A 26,098-nucleotide genomic window follows, 5' to 3' on the forward strand; every position below is an offset into this window, starting at 1 on the left:
TCTGTGGGGATTCCGTTCACGGTCACTGTAGTGACATCCGGTCGTCTCACGGCACACGAGGTCCGGCAAACCGGGACGCCTCGGGGTGTTTCGTGACCTATTCCACAGGGTTGACGTCGCCGACGGGCCGGGCGTCAGCACGCTTATGCTGCGGGGATGAGCACTGCGGCGCCCCCCTCCCGTCCGTCGGTCCCCGGGTTCTACGCCGTGGTCCCCGCCGGGGGCGCCGGCACCCGCCTGTGGCCGCTGTCCCGCGCGGGCGCGCCGAAGTTCCTGCACGACCTCACGGGTGCGGGCCGCACCCTGCTGCAGGGCACGGTCGACCGGCTGCGGCCGCTGGCCGGGGGCGGGGTCGTGCTCGTCACCGGCGAGCCGCACGTCGCGGCGGCGCGCGAGCAGCTGCCCGAGCTGGCCGACGACGCCGTGCTCGCGGAGCCGTCCCCGCGCGACTCCATGGCCGCCATCGGGCTGGCCGCGGCGGTGCTCGAGCACCGGCACGGGGACGTCGTCGTGGGATCGTTCGCCGCCGACCAGGTGGTGTCCGGCGCCGCGTCGTTCGACGCCGCGGTGCGTGAGGCGGTCGAGGCCGCGCGCGCCGGCTACGTGGCGACGATCGGCATCGCCGCCTCGCGCCCGTCGGTGGCCTTCGGCTACGTGCGCAGCGGCGACCCGCTCGGCGTCGAGGGCGCGCCGAGCGCCTTGCACGCGCGGGGTTTCACGGAGAAGCCCGACGCCGCGACGGCGCGGGAGTACGTCGCGTCCGGCGAGTACCGCTGGAACGCCGGCATCTTCGTCGCCCGCTCGTCGGTCCTGCTGGGTCACCTGGCGACGCACCGCCCCGCCCTGCACGACGGGCTGCGGGAGATCGCGGCTGCCTGGGACACGCCGGACCGCGCGGACGTCGTCGCCCGGGTCTGGCCCGGCCTCGAGAAGATCGCGATCGACCACGCCGTCGCGGAGCCCGTCGCGGCGGAGGGCGGCGTCGCCGTCGTGCCCGGCACGTTCGGGTGGGACGACGTCGGCGACTTCAACTCGCTCGCCGCGCTCCTGCCGTCGGACGACGAGGGCGGCTCCAAGGTGCTGGGCGACGTGGCCGACGTCGTGCGGGTGCAGTCCGCCGGCTCCGTCGTCGTTCCCGGCGGGAACCGGGTGATCGCCCTGCTCGGCATCGACGACGTCGTCGTGGTGGACACCCCCGACGCGCTCCTGGTGACCACCCGCGCCCGCGCGCAGCAGGTCAAGGACATGGTCGACGCGATGCGCGCCCACGGCCGAGAGGACGTCCTGTGAGCGCGCGCGACGCCGCCGGGGCTCGGCTGGACGAGATCGTCGCCGCACTCGAGGACGAGCTCGTGGCGATCCGGCGCGACGTGCACGCCCATCCCGAGCTGGGTCGGCAGGAGGTCCGCACCACCGCGCTCGTGGCCGACCGCCTGCGCGCCGCCGGCCTCGCGCCCAGGCTGCTCGAGGGCACGGGCCTCGTCTGCGACGTCGGCCCGGACCGGTCGCCCGACGGGCTCGGCCGGGTGGCGCTGCGCGCGGACATCGACGCGCTGCCCCTCGACGACTCGTGCGGCCTGCCCTTCCGCTCCGTGGTGCCGGGTGTGGCGCACGCCTGCGGCCACGACGTGCACACCACCGTCGTGCTCGGCGCGGGCCTGGCCCTCGCCGCGCTGCACGACGAGGGACTGCTCGAGCGCGGGGTGCGCCTGGTCTTCCAGCCGGCCGAGGAGATCATGCCCGGCGGCGCGCACGACGTGGTCGCGCAGGGCGCGCTCGACGGCGTGGACCGCATCGCCGCGGTGCACTGCGAGCCCAAGCTGGACGTCGGGCAGATCGGCACCCGCATCGGGCCGATCACGTCGGCCTCCGACAGCGTCACGGTCACCCTGTCCTCCTCGGGCGGGCACACCTCCCGCCCGCACCTCACGGGCGACGTCGTGTACGCGCTGGGCCAGGTGATCACGCAGGTGCCGGCCGTGCTGGGCCGCCGGCTGGACCCGCGCTCCGGCGTGAACCTCACCTGGGGCGCCGTGCACGCCGGCAACGTGCACAACGCGATCCCCGCCACGGGCACGGTGGGCGGCACGCTGCGCTGCCTCGACGTGCGGGCGTGGGAGCGGGCCGGGCAGGTGCTGCACGACGCCGTGGAGCAGGTCGTGGCCCCGTACGAGGTGGACGTGACGGTGCGGCACGCGCGCGGCGTCCCGCCGGTCGACAACGACGCGGCCGTGACCGGCGCGCTCGAGGCGGCGGGGACGGCGGTGCTCGGGCCCGAGGGCGTGGTGCTCACCGAGCAGTCGCTCGGGGGCGAGGACTTCGCGTGGTACCTCACCAAGGTGCCCGGGGCGATGGCCCGGCTCGGCACCGGGACCCCCGGCGAGCGGCGCTACGACATCCACCAGGGCGACCTCGTCGTGGACGAGCGGTCGATCGCCGTCGGTGCCCGGTTGCTGGGACGTTTCGCGCTCCAGCCGTGAGACGCCGGAAAGTGTCCGGCGTGTTGCCGCGCTCGGGCGTCGATACCGCTTCGGTAACGACTCCTGCGGGTTCGTCGCCTGCGGTTCTCGGCGGGGGCGGCGATGGCTAGGCTGCACGTCGGTGACGGGCCGGACGATCCTGGCCCGACGAACGATCGACAGGAGCGACAGGTGAAGAGAGCGATCAAGCTCACTGCCCTCGCCGGCGTCGCGGCGCTTGCGCTGGCGGCCTGTGCGGAGGCCCCCGAGGAATCCGGCAGCGACAGCAGCGCCGCCACCGCGGTGGAGGGCTTCAAGCCGTGCATCGTCTCGGACCAGGGCGGGTTCGACGACAAGAGCTTCAACCAGCTGAGCTTCGAGGGGGCGACCAAGGCCGCCGACGAGTTCGGCGTCGAGCTCACCTCCGTCCAGTCGCAGACCGAGACGGACTACCAGCCCAACATGGAGTCGCTGGTCGGGCAGAGCTGCTCGCCGATCGTCTCGGTGGGCTTCAACCTGTCGGCCGCGACCGAGGAGGCCGCCACGGCCAACCCGGACACGGAGTTCATCCTCGTCGACAACTCGGCGACGGCCGAGAACATCAAGCCGCTGCTGTACGACACCGCGCAGGCGGCCTTCCTCGCCGGCTACCTGTCTGCGGGCTACTCCGAGGCCGGCAAGGTCGGGACGTTCGGTGGCCAGGCGATCGCGACCGTGACCATCTTCATGGACGGCTTCAAGCAGGGCGTCGAGTACTACAACGAGGTCAAGGGCGAGGACGTCCAGGTCATCGGGTACTCGGGGGGCAACAAGGGCGCCTTCACGGGCAAGTTCGCGGCCGACGAGACGGCGAAGACCACCGCGCAGAACATCCTCGACCAGGGCGTCGACGTGATCCTGCCCGTGGGCGGTCCGATCTACCAGTCCGCGATCGCCGCGATCCAGGACTCGGGCAAGGACGTCGCCCTCATCGGTGTCGACGCCGACATGTTCGAGTCGGACCCGTCCACGCAGGACTACGTGCTGACGTCGATCCTCAAGAAGATGGACCTGTCCACCTACGAGGCGGTCACCGCGGCGGCCAAGGGCGAGTTCGACGCTTCGGACTACGTCGGCACCCTCGAGAACGAGGGCGTGGGCATCGCGCCGCTGCACAACTTCGAGGACAAGGTCGACCCCGCCCTCATGGACGAGGTCACCGCGCTCCAGGAGCAGATCATCTCCGGCGAGGTCGAGGTCGACACGAACATCGACGACCAGATGTGACCCTGGTCCGCTGACGGTCACCCGTCCCGGACCCACTGACGGTGGCGCGGCCCCAGGGCCGCGCCACCGTCTGCACTCTGCGGGGTGACCTGGGTCGGCACCTCCCGCGGGCGGCGACGAGGCCGCCCCGGTGAGAGGCTGGCCGCGGCGGCCCCCGAGAAGACCCGACGACGCGCGACGGACGGAAGGCAGAGCATGCGGCTCGAGCTGCGCGGCATCACGAAACGCTTCGGCGCCCTCGTGGCGAACGACCACATCGACCTGGTGGTGGAGCCGGGCGAGATCCACTGCTTGCTGGGCGAGAACGGCGCCGGCAAGTCCACCCTGATGAACGTGCTCTACGGCCTGTACCGGGCCGAGGAGGGCGAGATCCTGCTGGACGACGAGGTCCAGGCGTTCGAGGGCCCGGGCGACGCGATGGCCGCCGGTATCGGCATGGTGCACCAGCACTTCATGCTCGTGCCGGTGTTCACGGTCGCCGAGAACGTCATGCTCGGCCATGAGACCACCGGCCCCGCGGGCGTGCTGGACCTGGACAGCGCTCGGACCAAGGTCACCGAGATCGCCGACCGGTTCGGGTTCCAGGTGGACCCGGACGCCCTGGTCGAGGACCTGCCCGTGGGCGTGCAGCAGCGGGTCGAGATCATCAAGGCGCTCTCGCGCGACGCCGACGTGCTGGTCTTCGACGAGCCCACGGCCGTGCTGACCCCCCAGGAGACCGACGAGCTCATGGGCATCATGCGGCAGCTGCGCGACGAGGGCGCCGCGATCGTCTTCATCACGCACAAGCTGCGCGAGGTCCGCGCCGTCGCCGACCGGATCACCGTGGTGCGGCACGGCAAGGTCGTCGGTGAGGCCAGCCCGACGGCGACCGACGCCGAGCTGGCGTCGCTCATGGTGGGCCGCGCCGTCGAGCTCACCGTCGGCAAGGACGCGGCCCGGGTCACCGACAACGAGCTCTCCGTCACGGGTCTGCGCGTCACCGGCCCCACGGGGCAGGTGCTCGTCGACGACGTGAGCTTCACCGTGCGCGGCGGCGAGGTGCTCGTCGTGGCCGGGGTCCAGGGCAACGGCCAGACCGAGCTGACCGAGGCGCTCGTGGGCCTGCAGGAGACGGTGACCGGCAGCGTGCGGCTCGACGGCAAGGAGCTGGTGGGCCGGTCGGTGCGCAAGATCCTGCAGGCGGGGGTCGGGTTCGTGCCCGAGGACCGCAACGAGGACGGCCTGGTCGGCGAGTTCACGATCGCCGAGAACCTCGTGCTCGACCGGACGGACGGCCCGCCGTTCGTGCGGCGCGGCGCCCTCCAGCTCGCCACCCGCGACGAGTTCGCACGCGAGAAGGTCGCGGAGTACGACGTCCGCACGCAGGGCATCGAGACCCGGGTGGGCCGGCTGTCCGGCGGCAACCAGCAGAAGGTCGTCCTCGCGCGCGAGCTGTCCCGCGAGCTGCGCCTGCTGGTGGCGGCCCAGCCCACCCGCGGCGTCGACGTCGGGTCGATCGAGTTCATCCACAAGCGGATCGTCGAGACCCGCGACTCCGGGATCCCGGTGGTCGTCGTGTCGACGGAGCTCGACGAGGCCGTGGCCCTGGCCGACCGGATCATGGTGATGTACCGCGGCCGCGTCGTCGGCATCGTCCCGGCGGACACCCCGCGCGACGTCCTCGGCCTCATGATGGCCGGCGTCGCCCCCGAGCATGAAGGAGACGCGGCGTGAGCGGCGAGACGCCCCAGGACCGGGCGCAGGACCCGGCACAGGACCCGGCGCCCGACGTCGACTCCGGCTCGCGGCTGGGCGAGGCGCTCGAGCAGGTCGACGCGGCGGCGGAGCCCGGGCTGGCGGAGGAGTTGGAGCAGGAGGCGGCGCGCGAGCAGGAGGCCGTCGTCGAGGAGTCCGGCCAGCGCTGGCGCGACGCCGTGCGGCGCGCGACGTCGGGCGGCTGGGCGGTCGCCCTGGGCGCGATCGTGCTGGCCGTGCTGGCCGGGTCGATCCTCATCGTCGTCACGGACGAGAAGGTCCAGGCGGCGGCGCCGTACTTCTTCGCGCGGCCCGCGGACACGCTCGCCGCGGTCGGGCAGGCCGTGGGCGGGGCGTACTCCGCCCTGTTCCAGGGCTCGGTGTACAACTTCGGCGCGGACTCGTTCGCGCAGGGGATCAAGCCGCTGACGCAGACGCTCGCCAACGCGACGCCGCTCATCGCGGCGGGACTGGGCGTCGCCCTGGCGTTCCGCGCGGGACTGTTCAACATCGGTGGTCAGGGGCAGATGCTCATGGCGGCCACCGCGGCCGGGTGGATCGGCTTCGGCGTCACGGGGCTCCCGTTCCCGCTGCACCTGCTGGTGTGCCTGGTCGCGGGCGTCGCCGCCGGCGCCCTGTGGGCCGGCATCGCGGGCCTGCTCAAGGCCCGCACCGGGGCGCACGAGGTGATCGTCACGATCATGCTCAACTACGTGGCGTTCTACCTCCTGTCGTACCTGCTCTCGACGCCGGGGCTCATGCAGGCGCCCGGCTCCGCGTACCCGAAGACGCCGCCGATGCAGGACTCGGCCGTGCTGCCGTCGCTGCTCGGCAGCGAGTACAACCTCGACTGGGGCTTCGTGCTCGCGCTCCTCGCGGTCGTCGGGGTGTGGTGGCTGCTCAACCGCTCGAGCACCGGTTTCGCCTTCCGGGCCGTCGGTGAGAACCCCAAGGCCGCCCGGGTGGCCGGCATCGACGTGTCCCGCACCACGGTGCTCGTCATGCTCGTGGCGGGCGGTCTGGTGGGCCTCGCGGGGGCGCAGCAGGTGCTGGGCACCGTGACCTCCGGCTTCAGCACCGACATCGACGCCGGCATCGGCTTCGACGCCATCACGGTGGCGCTGCTCGGCGGGTCCTCGCCGTGGGGCGTGCTCGGCGCCGGCATCCTGTTCGGCGGCTTCAAGGCCGGCGGCTCGGCGATGCAGGCGGCCGAGGGCATCCCGATCGAGATCGTGCTGGTCGTGCAGTCGCTGATCGTGCTGTTCATCGCGGCGCCGCCGCTCGTGCGGGCGGTCTTCCGCCTGCCGCAGCCGGAGCGCGCGCCGCGCCGGCGAGATCGACGAGAAGGCCGGCGCGACCGTCGTCGTGCGGCGGGCGCGCAGGGCGCCGGGGAGGGACAGGCATGACCGCCACGACCGTCGACCAGTCGGGGGCCGCGGCCCCCTCCGCCCCGCCGCGCGTCGTCGCCCCGGTGACGTGGAAGGCCGTCATCGGCCTCGGCGTGGTCCTGGCCCTGTTCGTGCTGCTGCTGCTCCTGGCGCCGCACGAGGGCTCCGCCCGGTTCGCGCTGTCGACCAGCACGGACTTCGTCGTGCTCTCCACCCTCGTCGTCCCCGCGATGGCGACGGCGTGGACGTGCGCGGCCGTGGCGCTGGTCCTCGTGGCCTTCGCCGTGGTCCGTACCCGGTCCGGTCGCCGCGTCCCCCTGTGGGCCGTGGCCGTCTTCGCCGCCGCGCTGCTCGTCGGCTTCCTCGCCTGGGCGGGCGCGGGCAGCCCCCGCGACATCTCGGTGGTGGGCCTCCTCGGCGGCGCCATCGGCCTCTCGGTGCCGCTCATCTTCGGCGCCCTCGGCGGCGTCATCGGCGAGCGGGCGGGCGTGGTCAACATCGCCATCGAGGGGCAGCTGCTGGCCGGCGCGTTCGTGGCGGCGATCGTCGCGTCCCTCACCAAGAGCCCGTGGGCCGGTCTGGTCGCCGCCATCCTGGCGAGCGCGCTGGTGGCGCTGGTGCTCGCGCTCTTCACCATCACCTACCGGGTGAACCAGGTGATCGTCGGCGTGGTGCTCAACGTGCTGGTGATCGGCCTGACGAGCTTCTTCTACTCGGAGGTGCTGGTCCCGAACGCGGAGAGGCTCAACTCGACCGTGCGCTTCCCCCGGCTGCCGATCCCCGGGCTCGAGAGCATCCCCGTGATCGGGCCGGTGCTGTTCAACCAGACCATCGTGGTGTACCTCATGTACCTCGCGGTGCCGGCCGTGTCGTACGCCCTGTTCCGCACCAAGTGGGGCCTGCGGGTGCGCGCCGTGGGCGAGCACCCCAAGGCGGCCGACACGGTGGGCATCGACGTGCTGCGCACGCGCTACCGTGCCGTGCTGATCGGCGGCGCGGTGGTCGGGTTCGGCGGCGCCTTCTACACGGTCGTGTCCATCAACCAGTTCGGGCGCGAGATGACGGCCGGCGCGGGCTTCATCGCCCTCGCCGCGGTGATCTTCGGCAAGTGGGACCCGCTCCGCGCGGCCCTGGCGGGACTGCTGTTCGGCTTCGCGACCAACCTGCAGAACGTGCTGTCGGTGGTGGGCTCGCCGGTGCCGAGCCAGTTCATGCTCATGCTCCCGTACGTGGTGACGCTGCTGGCGGTGGCCGGGCTGGTCGGCAAGTCCAGGGCGCCGGCCGCGTCGGGGACGCCCTACACCAAGGAGTAGCCATGCCGAGCACGGAGGGCCTCACCGTCGACTGGGACGCGCTGCGCGCCGCGGCACGCGACGTCGTCGACCGGGCGTACGCGCCGTACTCCGGCTTCCCGGTGGGCGCCGCCGCGCTCGTGGACGACGGCCGCGTGGTGGTGGGCTGCAACGTGGAGAACGCCGCCTACGGGGTGACGCTCTGCGCGGAGTGCTCGCTCGTGTCCGCCCTGGTCACGGGTGGCGGCGGCCGACTCGTCGCGTTCACGTGCGTGGACGGCGCGGGGCGGACGCTCATGCCGTGCGGGCGCTGCCGCCAGCTGCTGTGGGAGCACGGCGGCCCCGGCCTGCTGGTGGAGTCCGTGCGGGGCGTCGTCCCCATGACCGAGGTGCTGCCCGACGCGTTCGGCGCACCGGACCTGGACCGCTACCACGAGGGGAGCGAGGCATGACCGTGCCGGGCAGCACGTCGGGCAACGAGTCCGGCAACGATTCGGGCAACGAGCCGTTCGACGCCGTCGACGTCATCCGGACCAAGCGGGACGGGCACCCGCTCGAGGCGGCGCAGATCGACTGGGTGGTGGACGCCTACACGCGCGGGGCCGTCGCCGAGGAGCAGATGTCGGCCCTCGCGATGGCGATCCTGCTGCGGGGGATGACCCGCCCGGAGGTCGCGCGCTGGACGGGCGCGATGATCGCGTCCGGCGAGCGGATGGACTTCTCCGGGCTGTCGCGCCCCACCGCGGACAAGCACTCGACCGGCGGCGTGGGGGACAAGATCACCCTGCCGCTCGCGCCGCTCGTCGCGTCGTTCGGGGTGGCTGTGCCGCAGCTGTCCGGGCGCGGCCTCGGGCACACGGGCGGCACGCTCGACAAGCTCGAGGCGATCCCGGGCTGGCGCGCCGCGCTGAGCAACGCCGAGCTCATGACGCAGCTCGAGGACGTGGGCGCGGTCGTGTGCGCCGCCGGGGCGGGGCTGGCCCCCGCCGACAAGAAGCTCTACGCGCTGCGGGACGTGACCGGCACGGTCGAGTCGGTGCCGCTCATCGCGAGCTCGATCATGAGCAAGAAGATCGCGGAGGGCACCGGCGCCCTGGTGCTGGACGTCAAGGTGGGCTCCGGCGCCTTCATGAAGGACCTGGACTCCGCGCGGGAGCTCGCCCGCACCATGGTCGACCTCGGCACCGACGCGGGGGTGCGCACGGTCGCGCTGCTCACCGACATGGCCGTGCCGCTCGGCCGCACCGCGGGCAACGCGCTCGAGGTGCGCGAGTCGGTCGAGGTGCTCGACGGCGGCGGCCCGGCCGACGTCGTCGACCTCACCGTGGCGCTGGCCGTCGAGATGCTCGCGGGCGCGGGGCGGCCCGTGCCCGAGGCCGACGTGCGTGCGGCGCTGGCCGACGGCCGCGCCAAGGAGGTCTGGCGCCGGATGATCGCCGCGCAGGGCGGCGACCCCGACGCGGAGCTGCCCCTCGCGCGGGAGCGGCAGGACGTGCTCGCGGACCGGTCCGGGGTGCTCACCCGGCTCGACGCGTACGCCGTGGGCATCGCGGCCTGGCGGCTCGGCGCGGGGCGCTCCCGCCGTGAGGACCCGGTGCAGGCCGGGGCGGGTGTCGAGCTGCACGCGAAGCCGGGGGACGAGGTCGTCGCCGGCCAGCCGCTGCTCACCCTGCACACCGACACCCCGGAACGGTTCGACCGCGCCCGGGCGGCGCTCGAGGGGCGGTGGGCGGTCGACGACGCGGTGAGCGGCGACGCGGCCCGACCGCTCCTGCTGGACCGGATCGGCTGACCGGGCCGGGCGATCGGGAGGTTCCGGCGATGGCGGTGCGGGCGCTGCGGGCGACGGACGTCCTCGCGCTGCTGGGCGCGTTCGGCGGGCGGCCGCCGGAGCCGCCGCCCTCCGGACGGTTCGCCCGCCCGGAGGTGCCCGACGACCTCGTCCCGGCGCTCGGTGCGCTCGCCCCGACGGTGCGGGCACGGGTGCTCGACCCGCTCGGCCGGCTCGGTCCCCAGCCCGCCCCGGGTCGCCCGCGCACGCTGACGCTCCCCGCGGCGGACGGCGTGGTCGCCCCGGCCGTGCAGGTCGACGAGCGCACGTGTGGCGCGGCGGTGCTGGCCCTGCTCGCGCTCGCGGGCGACCCGCGCCGGGCGCTCGAGCTGAGTCGCCGGCCGCCGGGCGCCGCCGAGATCTTCGCCGGGTTCCAGCGAACGTTGCACGCCCGCGCCACGCGGGGGCCGGGCGGCCTGCCGGCGTGGCCCGTCGCGCTCGGCACGCCGCCGTGGGGAGCGGCCCGCGTGGCCCGGTACGGGCCGGTCCGCTACACCCATCGCGTGGTCGGCGGACGGTCGGGCGCGCGCGTGCTGGCCGCCGCGGTGGAGGCTGCGGCCGCGGGCGTGCCCGTCCCGCTCTACACCGGCGGCGACCTCGCCGGTGGCGTGTCGGCGGCCGTGCCGCGGCACGTCGTCCTGCTGACGACGGTGCGCGACGGCGTCGCGACGCTCTACGAGCCGTCGTCGGGCCGCCTGCACGCGGTGCCGAGCGCCTCGCTCGTGGCAGGGCGGAGAACCGGGGACCGGTCGCTCGCGCCGGCGCTCGGCGGCTGGCAGCACGTGGTGTGGGCGCTGCTGCCGCGGGACGCGCGGGGCTGACGTTCCCCTGGCGCGCCGCGGGGGCCGGGGCCACCATGGGGAGCGCACCGCCGTCGAGCGAAGGGACAGTCCCATGAGCACAGCCCCGGACGACGCCTGGCGGGACGCCGGGCTGGAGAACCCCGACGACACCACGAGCCTGGTCGAGGACGCCCTGACGGACGACGCGGAAACGGGCGACGTCGCGGAGGCGGGTGACCGCGTCGAGGAGTACAAGCCGCGCCACGCCCGGCCCGACCTGGACGGCGAGGCCGCGGAGGCGGACGTCGTCGAGCAGAGCCAGGAGGTCCCCGGGCTCGACGATCCCGAGGCCTCCGCCGGCGCGTGATCGCCGGTAGGTTGGCCCCATGACGCAAGCCCTCGTCGACCTGATCCCTGCCCTGCCCAAGGTGCTGCTGCACGACCATCTCGACGGAGGCCTGCGACCGCAGACCGTCCTCGAGCTCGCCGCCGAGGTGGGCCACGAGCTCCCGGCGTCGGACGCCGAGTCGCTCGGCACGTGGTTCGTCGAGGCCGCCGACTCCGGCTCGCTGGTGCGGTACCTGGAGACGTTCGACCACACCATCGCCGTCATGCAGACGGCCGACGCCCTGGCGCGCGTGGCGCGCGAGGCCGTGCTGGACCTTGCCGCCGACGGCGTCGTGTACGCCGAGCAGCGTTGGGCGCCGGAGCAGCACCTGGCCCGCGGGCTGACGCTGCCGGAGACGGTCGAGGCCGTGCAGGCGGGCATCGACGAGGGCATCCGGGAGGCGGCGTCGCGCGGGCAGATCATCCGCGTCGGGCAGCTCGTGACCGCGATGCGGCACACCGACCGCTGGCAGGAGATCGCGGAGCTCGCCGTGGCGTACCGCGACCGCGGCGTCGTGGGCTTCGACATCGCCGGACCGGAGGACGGGTTCCCGCCGTCGCGGCACGCGGAGATCTGGCGCTACCTGGCCGAGCAGGACTTCCCGACCACGATCCACGCGGGGGAGGCGGCCGGCCCCGCGTCGATCGCCGAGGCCGTGCACCTCGGCCAGGCGGACCGCATCGGCCACGGCGTGCGGATCGTCGAGGACATCACGTTCCACGAGGGCTTCGACGACGACGGCGAGCGGCGCGCCGAGCTCGGGCGCCTCGCGCACTGGGTGCGCGACCACCAGATCGCGCTCGAGGTGGCACCCGTGTCGAACCTGCAGACGGGCGCCACGTCGGCGACGTCGGTGGCCGACCACCCGATCACGCGGCTCAAGGAGCTGGACTTCGCGGTCACGCTCAACACGGACAACCGGCTCATGTCCCGCACGTCCATGTCGAACGAGATGACGCGGCTGGTCACCGAGGCCGGCTGGACGATCGACGACCTGGCCGACGTGACGCTGACCGCCGCGTGGAGCGCCTTCATGCACCACGACGAGCGCCGCGCGCTGGTCGACGACGTCATCCTGCCGGGGTACCAGCGGCTCGAGGGAGCGCAGCGATGAACGACGCGGCCCAGCCCGGGCAGGCCGGCCTGCCCACCGACGCCCTCGCGCTCGCGCGGTTCGTCGACCACACGCTCCTGAAGCCGGAGGCGACCACGGCGGACGTCACCGCGCTGGTCGAGGAGGGCGTCCGCCTGGGCGTGTTCTCGGTCTGCATCTCGCCGACGTTCGTCGCGCACGCCGCGCGCGTCGCGGCCGGCCGGATCGCGGTGGCGACCGTGTGCGGCTTCCCGTCGGGCAAGCACGTCAGCGCGGTGAAGGCGGCCGAGGCCGCCCGGTCCGTGGCCGACGGCGCCGACGAGGTGGACATGGTGATCGACGTCGGCGCGGCGAAGGAGGGCGCGTTCGACGCCGTCCGGGCCGACATCGCCGCGGTGCGCGCCGCGGTGCCCGCCGAGCACCTGCTGAAGGTGATCATCGAGGCGGCCGCGCTCACGGACGACGAGATCGTCGCCGTGTGCCGGGCCGCGCAGGACGCGGGGGCCGACTTCGTGAAGACCTCGACGGGCTTCCACCCCGCCGGCGGCGCGTCCGTGCACGCCGTGTCGCTCATGGCGCAGACCGTCGGAGGCGCCCTGGGGGTCAAGGCCTCGGGCGGGGTCCGGACCCTGGACGACGCGCTCGCCATGATCGGCGCCGGTGCCACGCGCCTCGGGCTGTCCGGCACCGCGGGCGTGGTCGCGGGCTTCGCGGGCCAGGCGGCGCCCGCCGACGGCAGCGGCTACTGAGGACCGCCGGGTGGCCGCTGAGCCGCTCGAGCCGCTCGTCGACGTCCGGGCCGCGACGCGCACGCACGGCACCGTCCAGGTCCTGGCGCCGACGTCGCTGATGCTGGGCCCGGGCGAGGCGGCGGCCGTCGTCGGGCCCAACGGCAGCGGCAAGTCGACGCTGCTGCGCCTGGTGGCGGGCAAGGACGAGCCCACCTCGGGAGAGGTCCGCGTGCTGGGCCTCCCCGCGGGGCGGGCCCGGCTGCGGCGGCGCGAGGATGTCGCGCTGCTGCTGGGCGGGCTGTCCGCGTACCCCGACCTCACGGTCGCCGAGCACCTGCGGCTCGTCGCGTCGGCGTGGGCGGGCCGGCACCCGGGCCCCGACGTCGAGACGGCGCTCGCGGCGGCCGAGCTCGACCGGGTGCGCGACCAGCTCCCCGGCGAGCTGTCGTCGGGGGAGGGGCAGATGTTCGCCCTCGCCACGACGCTCTACCGACCCGCCCGCCTCGTCCTGCTCGACGAGCCCGAGCAGCGCCTCGACGCGCGCTGGCGGGCGGTCGCGCGCCGCCTCGTCGCCACCGCGCTGGACGCCGGCGCCGCGATGCTCGTCGCGACCCACGACCCCGACCTGCGTGCCGACCTGGCCCGCCGCGGCCGGGAGGTCGAGCTCGCGGCCCCGGGTCCTCGATGAGGGCACGGTGAGCGTGACGGCGCACGTCGACGACGGCGCCCGCGTCCCGTACCCGCGCTGGCGGCGGTGGGCCGCGTCGCTGCGGCGCCGGACGCTGGTCGTGCGGGCGGCGGAGTCCGGCGGGGACCCGCACGACCGCGTCTACCTCGGGTACGGCGTGGTGCTGCTCGCGCTGGTGTACGGGCCGATCCTGTGGAGCGCCCTCGCCCAGGCGGCCGCGGCCGTGCCGGTGCCCGACGAGGCCGACGGGCGGGCGGCGCTGCTCGTCGCCGGGTCGGCGCTGGCGCTCGGCCTCGCCGGTCTCGCCGGGTTGGCCGCGTCCCGTGCGGGCGGCCCGCTGTGGACGAGCCCGGCGGAGGCGACCTTCGCGCTGTCCGGCCAGTTCCGCCCCCGCGACGTCCTCCGTCGCCGCGCGCTGCTGCTCACCCTCGGCGCCGCGGCCGTCGGCGCCTTCGCCGCGACCGCGGGCGCCGCGGGCCTCGCGGGCGGGCCGGGGTTCGCCGAGCCCGGGGTGCTCCTCGGCGCGGGGGTGGGGGCCGCGCTGCTGGCGCAGATCCCGCTGGCGGTCGGCGCGGCGGCGCAGGCGCCGGGACGACGACGCGCCGCCGTCGGGGTCACCCTCCTCCTGCTGGTGCTCGGGCTGGTCGCGGCTTTGGGGGCGGCGACGCTCCTGGCGCCGCCTGCCCTCGCCCCGGCACCGTCGCCCGCGACCCGGGCCGGCGTCCTCGTGGGCGGCGCGCTGGTCGTCGCCGTCGGGCTGGCGTCGGCGTGGCTGGTGGTGCGGGTGCTGCCGGACGAGCTCGACGTCGACCGCGCGGCCGCCGCGCAGTCCCGCGCCGTGACCGCCGCGCGCGGCCTGGTCGGCGGCGAGTCGGGCGCGGTGGGGGACGTGCTCGGCCCCCGTGCGTACGCGGGGCGCGCGGCTAGCCTGCCACGGTGGCTGCTGGCCAGGGTGCCGCTGCCGGCGCGCGACCTGCTCGGCCTGCGCCGTCGTCCCGGTGCGCTCGCGCTGTCGCTCGTGGCGGGGTGCGCGGGGGCGCTCCTCGTGCGGCTCGGCGCCGCCGACGGCCCGGCGCTCGTGGCGGTGGCGGGCGCGCTGCTGCTCTACGGTGCGGCGCGGACGTGGGCGGACGGGCTGCACGCGTTCGCCGCCCAGCCGCAGCCGGGCGCGCTCCTGCCCGGGACGACGACGAGCGCCGTCGCCGGGCACACGGTCGTCCCGGCCGCCGCGGGCGTGCTCGCCGTGGTCGTGGGCGCCGCGGGGGCGCCGTGGCCGGTCGCCGCGGCGACGGCGGGCATCGTCGTCCTGGTGCTGGGGGTGCGGGTCTGGGTGGCTGGCGCGACGGCGGCACCGCCCGGGCTCTTCACACCGATGATGACGCCGAACGGCGACATGTCGATGCTGGTGCTGGGCGCCTGGTACCTGCGCGGGTGGCTCGTGGTGGCGGGCGCGGCCTGGCTGCTCCAGCGGGCCGGTCCCGGCGCGACGACGACGGTGCTCGCCCTGGCCCTCGCCGCCGGCCTCGCGGCGGCCGGGGTGCACCGGTTCGCGCGGGCGTGAGCCGTCCTGAGCCGCCGTGGGCCGACGTGGTGAGCGACGTCACACGCGGAGTGGCGACCCGGAGAAGTTAGGCTCGCCTCACCATGTCTGACACGCAGCCCCAGGCCCTCGCCGGCCCGCCCGCCCGCAAGCGCACCCCTCGGCACGCGACGGTCACGGCCGTCCGCCGGGTGACCCCGCACCTGGTGCGGGTCACGATCGCGGGCCCCGAGCTCGCGGCCGTCGAGGCGACCGGCCACACGGACACGTACGTCAAGCTCGTGCTGGGCGAGCTGACGGACGGCCGTCCCCTGCTGCGCGCGTACACGGTGCGGTCCCGGCGCGACGCGGACGTCGCCGCGTCGGGCGAGGCCGAGTGGGACCTCGACCTCGTGGTGCACGGGGACGAGGGCGTGGGTGGCCCGTGGGCGGTGCGGGCGCAGCCGGGGGAGGCGGTGACGTTCCTCGGCCCGGGCGCCGGGTACGCGCCCGACCCGGAGGCGCCGTGGCACCTGCTCGTCGGGGACGACGCCGCGCTGCCCGCCATCGCCGCGGCGCTCGAGGCGCTCCCCGCCGGCGCCGTCGCGCACGCCGTCGTCGAGGTCCCCGGGCCCGAGGACGAGCAGGAGCTGGTCAGCGCCGCCGACCTCACGCTCACCTGGGTGCACCGCGGCTCCCGCGACCTCGCCGGCACCGTGCGCGCCGCGCACGCGGCCGGAGACCTCCCCGCGGGCGCGCCGCACGTCTTCCTGCACGGCGAGGCGGGCATGGTGCGCGACCTGCGCCGCTGGGTCCGCACCGAGCTCGGCGTGCCGCGCGAGCTGCTGTCGGCGTCGGGCTACTGGCGTCGTGGCAGCGACGACGAGGACTGGCGGGCCCGCAAGGGCGAGTGGAAGGCCGCCGTCGACCAGGACGACGCCGCCATGGTCGGGCCGGTCGGCTGAACCGGTCGGCTGAACCGGTCGGCTGAACCGGTCGGCTGAACCGGTCGGCTGGGGGCGAGAGTCAGAGGCCGAGCGCCGTCCGGAGGTCGGCCTTGATCCGGTCGAGCTTCTTGTGCGCCGCGACGCGCAGGCGGCCGACGTCGATCGCCGACGCGTCCGGGGCCACGGGCTCCACGACCTCCAGGTAGCACTTCACCTTCGGCTCGGTGCCGCTGGGCCGCACCACGACGCGCGTGTCGTCGGCCCCGAGCAGCACGATGCCGTCCGTGGGCGGCAGGCCGTCGATGCCGTCGGAGAGGTCGAGCACCTCGGCGACGCCCGCCCCGGCGAGCGTGCGCGGCGGCGAGGTGCGCAGCCGCGCCATCGTGTCGGGGATGCGGGACAGGTCGTCGAACCGGACGGAGAGCTGGTCGGTGACGAAGAGTCCGTTCTCGCGGGCGACGTCGTCCAGCGCGTCCACGAGCGTACGGCCGGCGGCCTTCTCCCGGGCGGCGAGCAGCGCCACGAGCACGGCGGTGCTGAGCCCGTCCTTGTCGCGCACGTGGGCCGGGTCCACGCAGTAGCCCAGCGCCTCCTCGTACCCGAAGACCAGCCCGGGGGTGCGCGCGATCCACTTGAAGCCCGTGAGGGTCGTCGCGTGCCCGACCCCGTAGCGGACGGCGATCGAGGACAGCACCCGCGACGACACGACAGAGGAGGCCACGACCGGGCCCACGTCGGAGCCGTCCGGCGCGGGCACGTCGCCGCGGGCGATGCGGCGCACCGCCTCCCGCCCGAGCAGGGCGCCCACCTCGTCGCCGTGCAGCATCCGCCAGCCGTGCGAACGGGCCGTCTCGGCGCCCTGGTGCGTGCCGTGGCTCGGGTCGTACACGGCGACCGCGCACCGGTCGGCGTCGGGGTCGTTGGCGATGACCACGTCGGCGTGCGCCTCCGCGAGCGCGACCGCCATGTCGATGGCGCCGGGCTCCTCCGGGTTGGGGAATCGCACCGTGGGGAACGCCGGGTCCGGGTCGAGCTGCTCCTCGACCGGCAGCACGCGCGTGAAGCCCGCGTCGGCCAGCACCCGCCCGAGGATGCGGCCGCCGACGCCGTGCAGCGACGTCGTGACGACGCGCAGCGCCGCCCGCTCCGTCGGGCCGGTGGACGTGCCGGCGCGCTCGGCCAGGTCGTGCACGGACGCGACGTACGCGTCGACCACCTCGCGGCCGAGGACGTGCCAGCCCGACTCCACCCGGGGGACGCCCGACGGCGGCCCCGCGGCGGCGATGGCCTCGGCGATGCGGACGTCGTGGGGCGGCACGATCTGCGCCCCCTGCCCGGCGTCCGTGACGACGCGGCCGCCCAGGTACACCTTGTAGCCGTTGTCCTGGGCCGGGTTGTGGCTCGCGGTGACCATGACGCCCGCGTCGGCGTCGAGGTGGCGCACGGCGAAGGCCAGCACCGGCGTGGGCAGGGCGGAGGGAAGCAGCAGCACCTCGTGGCCGGCGGCGGTGAGCACCGCGGCGGTGTCCGTGGCGAACGTCGACGACCGGTCGCGGGCGTCGTAGCCGACCACCACGCGCGCGGCCACGCCCCGGCCCAGCACCGAGGTGAGGTACGTGCCGAGGCCCGACGCGGCGGTCGTGACGACCGCGCGGTTCATCCGGTTCGGGCCGGGTGCCATCGCGCCGCGCAGCCCCGCCGTGCCGAACTGGAGCGAGCCCGCGAACCGGTCGCGCAGCAGCGCGACGGCGTGCTCGCGGGTGCTCGGCCGCTCGGACGACGTCTGCTGGGCGAGCCGGGACAGCTCGGCCTTGTCGTCGTCGTCGACGTCGTAGCGGATCCAGCGCTCCACCGCGTCGAGCAGGGTGGGCAGGTCGGTCGCCGTCGCGGCCGGCTCGAAGGCCGGGTCGTCGGTGTCGAGGCTCATGGCGGGGTCCCCTCCGTCGGGTGCTCGGCTCGGTGCGCGCTTACAGGGCGGTGACGATGCGGGCGAGGAGCTCGCTGATGCGCGGGCCGGCGGCCTGGCCGGCCTCCAGCACCTCCTCGTGCGACAGCGGCTGGGGGCTGATGCCCGCGGCGAGGTTGGTCACGAGAGAGATGCCGAGCACCTCCATGCCGGCGTGGCGGGCCGCGATGGCCTCGAGCGTGGTCGACATGCCGACGAGGTCCGCGCCCATGAGGCCGGCCATCTTGACCTCCGCGGGCGTCTCGTAGTGCGGCCCGCGGAACTGCGCGTAGACGCCCTCCGGCAGGTCGGCGTCGACGGTCCGGGCGATCTCGCGGAGGCGGGGCGAGTACAGGTCGGTGAGGTCGACGAACGTCGCCCCCTCGAGCGGGGAGGCCGCCGTGAGGTTGATGTGGTCGCGGATGAGCACCGGCTGGCCCGGCCGCCACGCGATGTGCAGGCCGCCGCAGCCGTTGGTGAGCACGACCGTCTCGCAGCCCGTGGCGGCCGCGGTGCGCACCCCGTGGGCGACGCGGCGCACGCCCTTGCCCTCGTACAGGTGCGTGCGCCCGCCGATGACGAGCGCGTGGCGCACCGAGCCGTCCGGCCGCTCGACGCGGACCGACCGCGTGGTCGCGACGTGACCGACGACCGACGGCTTCGCGAACCCCGGGATCTCGTGGGTCGGGATCTCCGCGACGACGTCGCCGACCAGCTCGGCGGCACCGCCCCAGCCGGAGCCCAGCACGAGGGCGACGTCGTGACCGGGCACCCCGGTCGCCTCGGCGATGTGGTCGGCCGCGGCGCGGGCGACGTCGAACGGGTCGGTGGTCGGGTCGTCGAGGTCCCCGACGCTGCGGCTCGTGGTGCTCATGGTCCCGAGGGTAGTCCGGGCGGGGGACCGCCGCCGCGTCGGCGCAGGCACCCGCCCGGGCTGACACAATGGCCCCCGTGCCCTCCGTGAACACCCCTTCCCCGGACACCTCGCCGGCGCCCACCCCCGACAGCCCGGCCTCCACCGTCGCCGCCACCCCCGGCGTCCCCGAGGCCGACCCGCGCCTGCCGCACGTCGTCGTCGTCGGCGGCGGCCCGGGCGGCTACGAGGCCGCCCTCGTGGCCCGCCGGCTCGGCGCCCGCGTCACCGTCGTCGAGCGCCACGGCCTCGGCGGCGCGGCGGTGCTCACCGACGTCGTGCCCTCCAAGACCCTCATCGCCACGGCCGAGTGGTTCACCACGGCCGAGCAGGGGCCCGAGCTCGGCGTCCGCGGGGAGGCACCCGCGGGCGAGCGTCGCGACCTGGTCGACCTCGAGGCCGTGAACGCCCGGGTGCTCGCGCTCGCCGACGCGCAGTCGCGCGACATCCACTCCAGGCTCGAGCGCGAGGGCGTGGACATCGTCGTCGGCGCGGGCCGGCTCGACGGCCCGTCGCGGGTCGTCGTGGACACCGCGTCGGGCACGACGACGCTCGACGCCGACACCGTGCTGGTCGCCGTGGGCGCCACGCCGCGCACGCTGCCCACCGCAGTCCCGGACGGCGAGCGCATCCTCACGTGGACGCAGCTGTACGGCCTCGACAAGCTGCCGGAGAAGCTGATCGTCGTCGGGTCGGGCGTCACCGGCGCGGAGTTCGCCGGCGCCTACCAGGCCCTCGGGTCGCAGGTCGTGCTCGTCTCCTCCCGCGACCGGGTGCTGCCCGGCGAGGACATGGACGCGGCCGAGCTGCTGGAGGGCGTCTTCCGTGCCCGCGGCATGACCGTCATGTCCCGCTCGCGCGCCGCGTCCGCCGTGCGTACCGAGGACGGCGTCGCCGTCACGCTGACCGACGGCCGCGTCGTCGAGGGCTCGCACGTGCTCATCGCCGTCGGCGGGGTGCCCTCCACGGCGGGCATCGGCCTCGAGGAGGCGGGCGTGCGCCTCTCGGCGAGCGGCCACGTCGAGGTGGATCGCGTGTCGCGCACCTCCGTGCCCGGGGTGTACGCCGCGGGCGACTGCACCGGCGTGCTGCCGCTCGCGTCCGTCGCGGCCATGCAGGGCCGCATCGCGATGTCGCACGCCCTGGGCGACGCCGTCGCGCCGCTCAAGCCGGGCCGCGTCGCCGCCAACATCTTCACCGCGCCGGAGATCGCCACGGTCGGCCTCAGCGAGTCGACGCTCCGCGAGCGCGGCTACCGGTACGTCACCACGACGCTGCCGCTGGCGCGCAACCCGCGCGCCAAGATGCTGGGCATGCGCGACGGCTTCGTGAAGCTCTTCGCGCACCCGGACGCCGGCGTCGTGCTCGGCGGCGTCGTCGTCGCGCCGCGCGCCAGCGAGCTGATCTTCCCGATCACCCTCGCCGTCGCGCACCGCCTCACCGTGGACGACGTCGCCGACTCCTTCACGGTCTACCCGTCGCTGTCCGGGTCGATCGCCGAGGCCGCCCGCGTGCTGCACGGGCAGTCGGGCGAGGGCCTCAGCGCCTGACGTCGTCCAACCGGGCGCGCAGCACCGGCCAGGCGGCCGCGAACGCGGGCAGCAGCGGGAGGGTCTGCACCTCGTCGACCGCGACCCATCGCACCTCGAGGCTCTCGGGGTCGGCCGCCCCGGGCGTCACGCGGGCGCCCGGCATCACGTCCGCCAGCACCGTCGTGTAGGCCCACGGACCGTGGTCGAGGACGTGCGTGCCGAGCACGTGCACCGTCCGGGGCTCCACGGCCGCCTCCTCGAGGCTCTCCCGGAGGGCGCCCTCCACGGGCGTCTCGTCCGGGGCCAGCGCGCCGCCCGGCACGCCCCACGTGCCGCCCTGGTCCGACCAGACCGCGCGGTGCTGCAGCACGACGTCGGTCACCGGGCCGATCGGGCCTCGGATGCCCGGTCCGCGCCGAGCGAGCAGCAGGCCTGCCGCGCCGTAGAGGCCCCAGTGCCGGTGGTCGCCGCAGGCCACCCAGCCGTCCCCGGGGTGCCGGTGGAGGGTCTCGCGCGGGGGAAATCGGCTGGGCACGCGGTCAGGCTACAGGCGACGATGGGACGGTGAGCGCGCACGGCACCGATGAGTTCCCCGACCCCGCACCGTCCTTCAGCACCATGAACGTCGAGACACCCGACACCCACGACGAGATGCCCGGCTGGAAGCGGAACGTCGCGATCTTCCTCACCGGCCAGACGGTCTCGCTGCTCGGGTCGATGCTCGTGCAGTTCGCGGTCATGTGGCACCTGACGATCGTCACGCAGTCCGGGTCGGTGCTGATGCTCAGCATCGTGTTCGGCATGCTGCCGCAGGCGTTCATGTCGATCTTCGGCGGGGTGTGGGCCGACCGGCACTCCCGCAAGCTGCTGATCATCGGCGCGGACAGCGCCATCGCGACGATCACGCTGGCGCTCGCGCTGCTCATGCTGTCGGGCGTCGACGACCTGTGGCTGATCTACGTGGCGCTCGCCGTCCGTTCCACCTTCGCGGGGATCCAGACGCCCGCGGTGAACGCGATGGTGCCGCAGATCGTGCCGGCGTCGCAGCTCATCCGCATCAACGGGATCAACCAGTCCATCCAGTCCGGCATGATGCTGCTCGCCCCCGTGGTCGCCGCGGCGATCTACGCGAGCTTCGACATCGTCGCGGTGTTCTTCGTCGACGTCGTCACCGCCGTGCTCGGCATCGGCATGCTCCTGCTGGTCACCGTGCCGCGACTGGTCCGGCACGACGACGCCGCCCCCGCGGGCGGCGCGGCCCCGGAGAAGCCCAGCTACTTCGGCGACCTGGCCGCGGGCGTCCGCTACATCCGCGGGCACGGCGCCGTGAAGTGGCTGATGACGATCTTCGCCACGACCATGGTGCTCATCGGGGCGCCGTCCTACCTCACACCTCTCATGGTGACCCGGACGTTCGGCGACGAGGTCTGGAAGCTCACCACCAACGAGGTGTTCTGGGCCGCCGGGATGCTCGCGGGGGGCCTCGCGATGGCGGTGCTCGGCACCCGGGTGAAGAACCGTGTCGCACTGATCGTGCTCGCCACCCTCGGGGCGGGCGTGTTCACCCTCGGCCTGGGGCTGTCGACCAACCTGTGGGTGTTCTACGTGCTCGGCCTGTTCGTCGGCGTCACGTTCACGCTGATGTCCGCCCCCAGCATGGCGATCCTCCAGGAGACCGTGGAGCCCGAGATGCAGGGCCGCGTCTTCGGCTTCGTCGGCATCGTCATGACCGTCGCCATGCCGCTGAGCATGGTGGTCTTCGGTCCGCTCGCCGACCGCTACTCCGTGCAGGTGCTGCTCGTCGTCGCCGGCGCGCTGCTCGTCGCCTTCATCACGGCCGTGCTGTCCGTCCCGTCCGCGCGCCGGTCGCTGGCCGCCATCGCCCGCCCGGCCGAGCCCGCCGAGGTAGTACGAGACCCCGTGAGGTAGTACGGACTCGTACTACCTCACGGGGTCTCGTACTACCTCGGGTCAGTCGACGATCTCGCAGATGGCGGCGCCGGCGGTGACGCCGTCGCCGGGGGCGGCGGACAGCGACCGCACGGTGCCGGCCTTGTGCGCCAGCAGCGGCTGCTCCATCTTCATGGCCTCGAGCACGACGACGAGGTCGCCCTCGGCCACCTGGGCGCCGTCCTCGACGGCGACCTTGACGATCGTGCCCTGCATGGGCGAGGCGAGGGTCGCGCCGCTCGCGGCGGAGGACGTGCGGCCGTTGCCGCGGCGTGCGGGGCGGCGGGCGGCGCTCGCGCGCCGGGCGCGACCGGCGGCCACGCCGAGGCCCGCGGGGAGCACGACCTCGAGGCGACGGCCGCCGACCTCGACGACGACGCGCTCGGCCAGCTCCTCGGCCGGCTCCTCGGCGTCGGGCACCGGGGCGGGCGCGGCCGGGGCGAGCCGGCTCAGCTCGTCCGCGAAGTCGGTCTCGATCCAGCGCGTGTGCACGCGGAACGCCGAGCCGTCGGTGGGGACGAAGTCCTCGGCCTCCATCACCGCGCGGTGGAACGGGACGACGGTGGGGATGCCCGCGACCTCGAGCTCGCGCAGCGCGCGGCGGGCGCGCTGGGCCGCCTGCTCGCGGGTGGCGCCCGTGACGATCATCTTGGCGATCATCGAGTCGAACGCGCCGGAGACCGTGTCGCCCTCGACGACGCCGGTGTCGACGCGCACGCCCGGGCCGGACGGCCAGCGCAGCGTGGAGACCGTGCCGGGGGAGGGCAGGAAGCCCGCGGCCGGGTCCTCGCCGTTGATGCGGAACTCGAACGAGTGGCCCCGCACGGTGGTGGAGTCGTAGCCCAGCGGCTCGCCGGCGGCGATGCGCAGCTGCTCGCGCACCAGGTCGATGCCGGTGACCTCCTCGGTGACCGGGTGCTCCACCTGCAGGCGCGTGTTGACCTCGAGGAACGACAGGGTGCCGTCCGTCCCGACGAGGAACTCGCAGGTGCCGGCGCCCACGTACCCGGCCTCGGCGAGGATGGCCCGCGACGCGCGGTCGAGCTCGGCCTCCTGCTCCGGCGTGAGGTACGGCGCGGGCGCCTCCTCGACGAGCTTCTGGTGGCGGCGCTGCAGCGAGCAGTCGCGGGTGGAGACCACCACGACGTTCCCGTGCGCGTCGGCCAGGCACTGCGTCTCGACGTGCCGGGGCCGGTCGAGGTACCGCTCCACGAAGCACTCGCCGCGGCCGAACGCGGCGACGGCCTCGCGCACCGCGGACTCGTACAGCTCGTCGATCTCGTCCGCGCTACGGGCGACCTTCAGGCCGCGGCCGCCGCCGCCGAACGCCGCCTTGATCGCGATCGGCAGCCCGTGCTCGGCGGCGAAGGCGTGCACCTCGTCCGCGCCCTGCACGGGGTCGGCGGTGCCGGGCACGAGCGGGGCGCCGGCGGCCTGCGCGATGTGCCGCGCGCTGACCTTGTCGCCGAGGGACTCGATGGCCGCGGGCGGCGGGCCGATCCACACGAGGCCGGCGTCGAGCACGGCCTGCGCGAACTGCGCGTTCTCCGACAGGAACCCGTAGCCGGGGTGCACCGCGTCCGCGCCCGAGCGGCGCGCGACGTCGAGCAGCTTCTCGACGTCGAGGTAGGTGTCGGCCGCGCGCTGGCCCTGCAGCGCGAACGCCTCGTCCGCGAGCCGGACGTGCAGCGCGTCCCGGTCGGAGTCGGCGTAGACGGCGACGGAGGCGATCCCGGCGTCGGTGCAGGCACGGGCGATGCGGACGGCGATCTCGCCGCGGTTCGCGACGAGGACCTTGCTGATGGTGGGCACGGCTCACGGTAACGCGTGCGCCGCCGTCCTCCGGCACCCGCGCGACGCCCGGGGAGAAGTCTGTGCCGGGTACCAACGACGATCCGGGCCGTTTGGAGGGATCCCACATGGACCCGGCGGTCAGGGGGTGTCCGGCGCGCCTGGAGTTGGTGGTTTCGACAGTGGCCCCGGTGAGGTGTCGGCAGCGCTCAGCGGGGGTCGCGGAGCGAGCGCCAGGGGATGTCGAGCTCGCCGAGCAGCTCCCGCAGCAGCGGCAGGCTGAGGCCGACGACGCCGTGGTGGTCGCCCTCGATCCGGTCCACGTACGGGCCGCCGAGGCCGTCGATCGTGAACGCGCCGGCCACGTGCAGGGGCTCGCCGGTCGCGACGTAGGCGTCGATCTCCTCGTCGTCGACGTCGGCGAAGTGCACGGTGGTCGACGACGACGCGCCGAGCGTGCCGCCGGTGCCGCCGTCGTCGGGGTCGCGGGCGTCCACGAGCCAGTGGCCCGTGTGCAGCACCGCCGCGCGGCCGCGCATCGCGCGCCAGCGGCGGCGGGCGTCCTCGGCGTCCGCGGGCTTGCCGAGGATCTCCCCGTCCAGCTCGAGCATCGAGTCGCAGCCGAGCACGAGGGCGGACGCCTCGAACTCCCGGCTGTCCGCGGAGTCGTCCTCGAGACGGGCGCTCACCTCCTCCGCCTTGGCCTGGGCCAGCACGAGGACGGCGTCGGCGGGCTCGAGGTCGCCGCCGAACCCGGCGCGCGCGGCGTCGAGCACGGCAGGCTCGTCGACGGACGAGACGACGACCCGCGGCGTGACGCCGGCTGCTGCCAGCGTGGCCAGACGGGCGGGGGACTGCGAGGCGAGGACGAGGCGGACGGGCGCGGTGGAGGCAGGCACGTGCGCACCCTAACCAGTCAGCCGGTGTGCAGCAGCAGCGACGACACCAGCAGGACGACGGGCGACGCGACGGTCGTGACCAGGATGGTGTCCCGGGCGAGCAGCTCCCCGGTACGGAACCGCGCCGCGTAGTTGTACACGTTCTGCGCCACGGGGAGCGCGGCGAGGGTCACGGCTGTCGCCACCTGCGCGGGGTCCAGCCCGAACGCGTACCGCGCGAGCACGAAGGCGACCGCCGGCATGACCGCGGCCTTGAGCACCGACGCCACCACGACGGCCGTCCGCCCGCCCGGCTGCTGGAACGGGCGCGACCCGTGCAGGGACATCCCGAAGGCGAGGAGGATCATCGGCACGGCCGCGCCTCCCAGGATCTCCAGCGGCGCGAGCACGGGGGCCGGGACGCTCCACCCCGTCAGCGACACCACCGCGCCCGCCAGCGAGCCCAGGATGATCGGGTTGCGCACCGGCTGCGCCAGCACGAACCCCACCGACACCCGCCCCGACGTCTGGGCGTCGAGCACCAGCAGCGTCACGGGCGCGAGGATCAGCAGCTGCAGCAGGATCACCGGCACGACGGCGGCAGGGTCGCCCAGCACGTACACGGCGACGGGCAGGCCGATGTTGTTGGCGTTCACGTAGCCGGCCGAGACGGCGCCGATCGTCGCCTCCGTGGCCGGGCGGCGCAGCCACAGCAGGTTGACGACGACGAACACCGCGGCCACAGCCACCGCGGCGATCGCCTGCACGAGCAGCGGCGCCTGGAAGAGGTCGCCGACGTCGGCATCCGCGATGACCGTGAACAGCAGCGCGGGGCTGGCGACGAAGAACCCGATGCGGTTCAGCGCGGTCCGGGCGTCGGGCCCGCCGAGGCGCAGGCGCGCCGCGACGTACCCGACGGCGATGACCACGCCGATGATCGCGAAGCCGGTGAGGATGCCTTCCATGCC

The 26,098-nt window shown here is 74.9% G+C and carries 23 protein-coding genes; 17 read left to right on the forward strand and 6 right to left on the reverse strand.

Annotated elements, in window-relative coordinates; genetic code table 11:
- Positions 1-156: 156 nt before the first annotated feature.
- The 15 genes from ABZ493_RS05935 to ABZ493_RS06005 all read left to right on the forward strand — a co-directional run bounded on the left by ABZ493_RS05935 (position 157) and on the right by ABZ493_RS06005 (position 16,139).
- A complete protein-coding gene (locus ABZ493_RS05935; RefSeq protein WP_430581253.1) occupies positions 157-1,290 on the forward strand; it encodes a mannose-1-phosphate guanylyltransferase in 1,134 nt (377 codons plus the stop codon).
- Positions 1,287-2,480 carry an amidohydrolase gene (locus tag ABZ493_RS05940; RefSeq protein WP_430581254.1) on the forward strand — a complete coding sequence of 398 codons (1,194 nt, stop codon included), beginning with the start codon at positions 1,287-1,289 and terminating at the stop codon, positions 2,478-2,480. The genes ABZ493_RS05935 and ABZ493_RS05940 overlap by 4 nt, the downstream gene beginning before the upstream one ends.
- Before the next feature lie 171 nt (positions 2,481-2,651).
- Positions 2,652-3,725: a BMP family ABC transporter substrate-binding protein gene (locus tag ABZ493_RS05945; protein ID WP_430581255.1), complete on the forward strand. Its 1,074-nt coding sequence runs from the start codon at positions 2,652-2,654 to the stop codon at positions 3,723-3,725.
- A 195-nt stretch (positions 3,726-3,920) separates the two neighbouring features.
- The gene (locus tag ABZ493_RS05950; RefSeq protein ID WP_430581256.1) at positions 3,921-5,441 is read left to right on the forward strand and encodes an ABC transporter ATP-binding protein; all 1,521 of its coding nucleotides are present in this window, start codon (positions 3,921-3,923) and stop codon (positions 5,439-5,441) included.
- 200 nt (positions 5,442-5,641) lie between these two features.
- The gene (locus tag ABZ493_RS05955) at positions 5,642-6,868 is read left to right on the forward strand and encodes an ABC transporter permease (protein ID WP_430581336.1); all 1,227 of its coding nucleotides are present in this window, start codon (positions 5,642-5,644) and stop codon (positions 6,866-6,868) included.
- Positions 6,865-8,163, forward strand: a complete 1,299-nt coding sequence (locus tag ABZ493_RS05960; protein ID WP_430581257.1) for an ABC transporter permease — start codon at positions 6,865-6,867, stop codon at positions 8,161-8,163. The genes ABZ493_RS05955 and ABZ493_RS05960 overlap by 4 nt, the downstream gene beginning before the upstream one ends.
- Before the next feature lie 2 nt (positions 8,164-8,165).
- Complete coding sequence (locus ABZ493_RS05965) at positions 8,166-8,594, forward strand: cytidine deaminase (RefSeq protein ID WP_430581258.1); 429 nt, start codon at positions 8,166-8,168, stop codon at positions 8,592-8,594.
- Entirely contained in the window at positions 8,591-9,934 is a 1,344-nt protein-coding gene (locus tag ABZ493_RS05970; protein ID WP_430581259.1) for a thymidine phosphorylase, read from the forward strand. The genes ABZ493_RS05965 and ABZ493_RS05970 overlap by 4 nt, the downstream gene beginning before the upstream one ends.
- A 29-nt stretch (positions 9,935-9,963) precedes the next feature.
- On the forward strand, positions 9,964-10,794 hold the full coding sequence (locus ABZ493_RS05975; RefSeq protein WP_430581260.1) for a hypothetical protein: 831 nt from the start codon (positions 9,964-9,966) through the stop codon (positions 10,792-10,794).
- Positions 10,795-10,867: 73 nt separating this feature from the next.
- A complete protein-coding gene (locus ABZ493_RS05980; RefSeq protein ID WP_430581261.1) occupies positions 10,868-11,122 on the forward strand; it encodes a hypothetical protein in 255 nt (84 codons plus the stop codon).
- 19 nt (positions 11,123-11,141) lie between these two features.
- Positions 11,142-12,257 (forward strand): adenosine deaminase, encoded by a 1,116-nt coding sequence (locus ABZ493_RS05985; RefSeq protein ID WP_430581262.1) that lies wholly within the window; start codon positions 11,142-11,144, stop codon positions 12,255-12,257.
- The gene (gene deoC / locus ABZ493_RS05990) at positions 12,254-12,985 is read left to right on the forward strand and encodes a deoxyribose-phosphate aldolase (RefSeq protein WP_430581263.1); all 732 of its coding nucleotides are present in this window, start codon (positions 12,254-12,256) and stop codon (positions 12,983-12,985) included. The genes ABZ493_RS05985 and deoC overlap by 4 nt, the downstream gene beginning before the upstream one ends.
- A gap of 10 nt (positions 12,986-12,995) precedes the next feature.
- Positions 12,996-13,655 (forward strand): ATP-binding cassette domain-containing protein, encoded by a 660-nt coding sequence (locus tag ABZ493_RS05995; protein ID WP_430581264.1) that lies wholly within the window; start codon positions 12,996-12,998, stop codon positions 13,653-13,655.
- 13 nt (positions 13,656-13,668) lie between these two features.
- On the forward strand, positions 13,669-15,216 hold the full coding sequence (locus ABZ493_RS06000; RefSeq protein ID WP_430581265.1) for a hypothetical protein: 1,548 nt from the start codon (positions 13,669-13,671) through the stop codon (positions 15,214-15,216).
- Between the two features lie 83 nt (positions 15,217-15,299).
- Positions 15,300-16,139, forward strand: coding sequence for an SIP domain-containing protein (locus tag ABZ493_RS06005; RefSeq protein ID WP_430581266.1), 840 nt, complete (start codon positions 15,300-15,302; stop codon positions 16,137-16,139).
- A gap of 61 nt (positions 16,140-16,200) precedes the next feature.
- Here ABZ493_RS06005 and ABZ493_RS06010 read toward each other — a convergent pair whose 3' ends face one another.
- Together ABZ493_RS06010 and ABZ493_RS06015 are read right to left on the reverse strand one after the other, a co-directional pair.
- Positions 16,201-18,048: a phospho-sugar mutase gene (locus tag ABZ493_RS06010; protein ID WP_430581267.1), complete on the reverse strand. Its 1,848-nt coding sequence runs from the start codon at positions 18,046-18,048 to the stop codon at positions 16,201-16,203.
- Positions 18,049-18,088: 40 nt separating this feature from the next.
- Positions 18,089-18,940, reverse strand: a complete 852-nt coding sequence (locus tag ABZ493_RS06015; RefSeq protein ID WP_430581268.1) for a purine-nucleoside phosphorylase — start codon at positions 18,938-18,940, stop codon at positions 18,089-18,091.
- A gap of 185 nt (positions 18,941-19,125) precedes the next feature.
- On the opposite strand from ABZ493_RS06015, the gene ABZ493_RS06020 reads away from it, so the two are divergent.
- Entirely contained in the window at positions 19,126-20,529 is a 1,404-nt protein-coding gene (locus tag ABZ493_RS06020; RefSeq protein ID WP_430581337.1) for an NAD(P)H-quinone dehydrogenase, read from the forward strand.
- On the opposite strand, the gene ABZ493_RS06025 is transcribed toward ABZ493_RS06020, so the two are convergent.
- Positions 20,519-21,046: an NUDIX hydrolase gene (locus ABZ493_RS06025; RefSeq protein ID WP_430581269.1), complete on the reverse strand. Its 528-nt coding sequence runs from the start codon at positions 21,044-21,046 to the stop codon at positions 20,519-20,521. The genes ABZ493_RS06020 and ABZ493_RS06025 overlap by 11 nt on opposite strands.
- Positions 21,047-21,075: 29 nt before the next feature.
- Between ABZ493_RS06025 and ABZ493_RS06030 the strand changes: the two genes are divergently transcribed.
- Positions 21,076-22,440, forward strand: a complete 1,365-nt coding sequence (locus ABZ493_RS06030) for an MFS transporter (protein WP_430581270.1) — start codon at positions 21,076-21,078, stop codon at positions 22,438-22,440.
- Between the two features lie 42 nt (positions 22,441-22,482).
- On the opposite strand, the gene ABZ493_RS06035 is transcribed toward ABZ493_RS06030, so the two are convergent.
- The 3 genes from ABZ493_RS06035 to ABZ493_RS06045 form a co-directional block, all read right to left on the reverse strand.
- Complete coding sequence (locus ABZ493_RS06035) at positions 22,483-24,273, reverse strand: biotin carboxylase N-terminal domain-containing protein (RefSeq protein ID WP_430581271.1); 1,791 nt, start codon at positions 24,271-24,273, stop codon at positions 22,483-22,485.
- Positions 24,274-24,461: 188 nt separating this feature from the next.
- Positions 24,462-25,151 carry a nucleoside triphosphate pyrophosphatase gene (locus ABZ493_RS06040; RefSeq protein ID WP_430581272.1) on the reverse strand — a complete coding sequence of 230 codons (690 nt, stop codon included), beginning with the start codon at positions 25,149-25,151 and terminating at the stop codon, positions 24,462-24,464.
- Positions 25,152-25,168: 17 nt separating this feature from the next.
- Positions 25,169-26,095: an AEC family transporter gene (locus tag ABZ493_RS06045; protein WP_430581273.1), complete on the reverse strand. Its 927-nt coding sequence runs from the start codon at positions 26,093-26,095 to the stop codon at positions 25,169-25,171.
- Between the last annotated feature and the right edge of the window lie 3 nt (positions 26,096-26,098).

The organism is Isoptericola sp. NPDC019482 (assembly GCF_040632295.1).
GTDB lineage: Bacteria > Actinomycetota > Actinomycetes > Actinomycetales > Cellulomonadaceae > Isoptericola.